Source organism: Actinomycetota bacterium (genome assembly GCA_035759705.1).
GTDB lineage: Bacteria > Actinomycetota > CADDZG01 > JAHWKV01 > JAHWKV01 > JAJCYE01.
This window is the reverse complement of record DASTUJ010000047.1, coordinates 1-2,572: the sequence shown is the minus strand read 5'-3', so window position 1 is coordinate 2,572 and position 2,572 is coordinate 1. Positions and strand designations below refer to the sequence as shown.

Genomic DNA, 2,572 nt, shown 5'->3' with positions numbered 1-2,572 from the left:
ACGGCAGGTGGTTGGCGACCGCATCGAAGGTCGCCCCTTAAGCTCCCTCGGGAGGCCTGTTCAGGCGAACAGAATTGAACTCTTTTCGAGCGATCTGTCGTCCGCGGCGGGTCGTTTTTCGCGTTTAAGGAACAGTGTTTTGCACTCAAAGGATAAAGGAGCGCTATGCCGAAACCCCAGAAGGTAGCGGCGGTGAAAGAGCTCAGGGAGAAGCTTGAGTCCAGCGATGCAGCACTGCTGGCCGAGTTCACTGGCCTCAAAGTCGGCGAGATGATGCAGGTGCGGCGCAGTCTGGCCGAGAACGGCACCGAGTTCGGCGTGGTCAAGAACACCCTGGGCCGCATTGCTGCGACCGAGGCCAACATGGCGGATCTGATTCCCCTCCTGAGGGGGTCCACGGCCATCGCATTCGTCAACGGCGATGCGGTGCTGGCTGCCAAGAGCCTCGATGACGTAGCCAAGAAGTACCCGGCTCTGGTCGTCAAGGGCGGCATCCTGGGCGGTAAGGTCCTGGACGCTCAGCAGGCGAAGGCTCTGGCTTCGGTCGAGTCCCGTGAGGTTCTGCTGTCCAAGCTGGCAGGTCTGTTGAACTCGCCGATCCAGAAGATGGCGAGCCTGCTTTACGCACCGCTCGGAAGCCTGGGCAACGCCCTGTATGCGCTGCAGCAGCAGCGAGGCGTCGCCGCAGCCAATGAAACAGAAGCTCCGGCTCCGGCTGACGCTGAAGCTCCGGCTCCGGCAGCCGCACCCGAGGCCCCGGCACCCACCGAAGACGCGCCGGCCGCTCCCGAGGCAGCCGCCGCAACCGAGAACACACCCACTGAAGATTCGTCCGGCGCAGCCGAGACGCAAGCGTAGGAGGCACAAATGGCAAAGGTATCTGCAGGCGACTTGCTGGATGCAATAGGCGAGATGACGGTTCTCGAGCTCTCCGAGTTCGTCAAGTCGTTCGAGGAGAAGTTCGGCGTTACCGCAGCACCCCAGATGATGGCAGCAGCACCCGGCGCCGGCGGCGGCGGTGGCGGCGGAGCCGCTCCCGAGGCCGAGGAGCAGGACGAGTTCGACGTTGTCCTGACCGGCATCGGCGAGAAGAAGATCCAGGTCATCAAGGAAGTCCGCGCTCTTACCCAGCTCGGCTTGAAGGAAGCCAAGGACCTGGTCGAGGCGTTCCCGAAGCCGATCCTGGAGAAGGTCGCCAAGGAAGTTGCCGAAAAGGCCAAGGCCCAGCTGGAAGAAGCCGGCGCCACCGTCGAGCTCAAGTAACAACCTCACACCAGCAGCAGGCAGTCGGGCTTTGACCAAGCTGCTGCTGTTGACCGACTCGGACGTGTCCCAACTCGTGGACACGTCCGAGGCGGTCGACGTCGTCGAGTTGGCTTTCGCCGACTTCGGCAAGGGGCTGGCGCATATGCCGCCCAAGGTCTACCTCAATTTCCCGCAGTACCGCGGCGACCTCAGAGCCATGCCGGCTGCGGTGGGGGACCGGTTCGCCGGGGTGAAGCTGATCAACTCCCACGAGCTCAACCCGTCGAAGGGCCTGCCCTCGGTTGTCGGCACCTACGTGCTGTACTCCCAGGAGACCGGCATACCGCTCTGTCTCATGGCGGCCACCGCGCTGACCGCCCTCCGTACCGGCGCCGCATCCGGGGTTGCCGCCAGGTATCTCGCCCGCCCCGAATCCAGCAGCCTCGGCCTGATCGGAGCAGGGGCCCAGGCGGCCTACCAGTTCCGTGCAGTGGCCGGGCAGCTCCCTATCACCGAAGTCATCGTCTGGGCCCCTGAGAACGACGCAGCCCGGCGCGATGCAGTCATCGAGTCACTGGCCCCGGAAAACCCGTCGGTCCGCTTCCGGGCCGGCTCAATCGAGGAGGCGGCCGCAGCCGACGTCCTGTGCACCCTCACCCCGGCCCGCTCCCCGTTGTTCCCCGCCTCGGCGGTTCGCCCCGGGGCCCACATCAACGCGGTCGGTGCCGACGGTCCCGGAAAGCAGGAGCTGGACCCGGCGATCCTCACGGGAGCCCGCCTGATTGTCGACGAGATGTACCAGGCCACCCACGGCGGCGAGGTCAACGTGGCCATCTCGCAAGGGTTGATTCAGGAGAGTGATATCGCAGGCACGCTGTCGGACGTGATCAACGGAACGACCGCCGGGCGCACCTCCCAGGACCAGATCACAATCTTCGACTCCACCGGCCTGGCGATCCAGGACATCGCCGTGGCGATCGTGGCCTACGAAAGGGCGCTGCAGGCTGGGATCGGCTCGACCATCGTGCTCTAGGACTTAAAGCCGGACACAAAAAAGGACCCCCTTTCGGGGGTCCTTTTGTTGATCCAGCTGCTGTTAGCAGTTGTTGTTGTTGTCTGCGTCTGCGCAGGTGTCGCCGGTTGCGCCGGAGTCGCCGCTACGGCCGCTGCGTGCGCCGTTGCCGCCGTTACCGGAACGTCCGCCTTCGCCGCCTTCGCCGCCGTCGCCGGTGTCGGCGTCGCCGCCGTTACCTTCGCCGCCGTCGCCGCCGGTTGCGTCGCCGCCGGTGCCGCCGCTGCAGCCGCCGGACTCGGAACGAACGCCAGA

The 2,572-nt window shown here is 65.3% G+C and carries 4 protein-coding genes; 3 read left to right on the top strand and 1 reads right to left on the bottom strand.

Going from position 1 to position 2,572, the window contains the following annotated elements; translation table 11 throughout:
- Positions 1-165: 165 nt before the first annotated feature.
- The 3 genes from rplJ to VFV09_03065 are packed head-to-tail and all read left to right on the top strand — an operon-like array spanning position 166 to position 2,278.
- Complete coding sequence (gene rplJ, locus VFV09_03075; protein HEU4866689.1) at positions 166-858, top strand: 50S ribosomal protein L10; 693 nt, start codon at positions 166-168, stop codon at positions 856-858.
- A gap of 9 nt (positions 859-867) precedes the next feature.
- Positions 868-1,263, top strand: coding sequence for a 50S ribosomal protein L7/L12 (gene rplL, locus VFV09_03070; GenBank protein HEU4866688.1), 396 nt, complete (start codon positions 868-870; stop codon positions 1,261-1,263).
- Positions 1,264-1,294: 31 nt separating this feature from the next.
- Entirely contained in the window at positions 1,295-2,278 is a 984-nt protein-coding gene (locus VFV09_03065; protein HEU4866687.1) for an ornithine cyclodeaminase family protein, read from the top strand.
- A gap of 63 nt (positions 2,279-2,341) precedes the next feature.
- Here VFV09_03065 and VFV09_03060 read toward each other — a convergent pair.
- A partial coding sequence (locus VFV09_03060) for a hypothetical protein (GenBank protein ID HEU4866686.1) occupies positions 2,342-2,572 on the bottom strand: 231 nt, incomplete at its 5' end.

Bases quoted from the DNA above. Each gene is read 5' to 3' on its own strand.
- rplJ (HEU4866689.1), top strand. From the start codon at position 166: ATGCCGAAACCCCAGAAGGTAGCGGCGGTGAAAGAGCTCAGGGAGAAG.
- rplL (HEU4866688.1), top strand. From the start codon at position 868: ATGGCAAAGGTATCTGCAGGCGACTTGCTGGATGCAATAGGCGAGATG.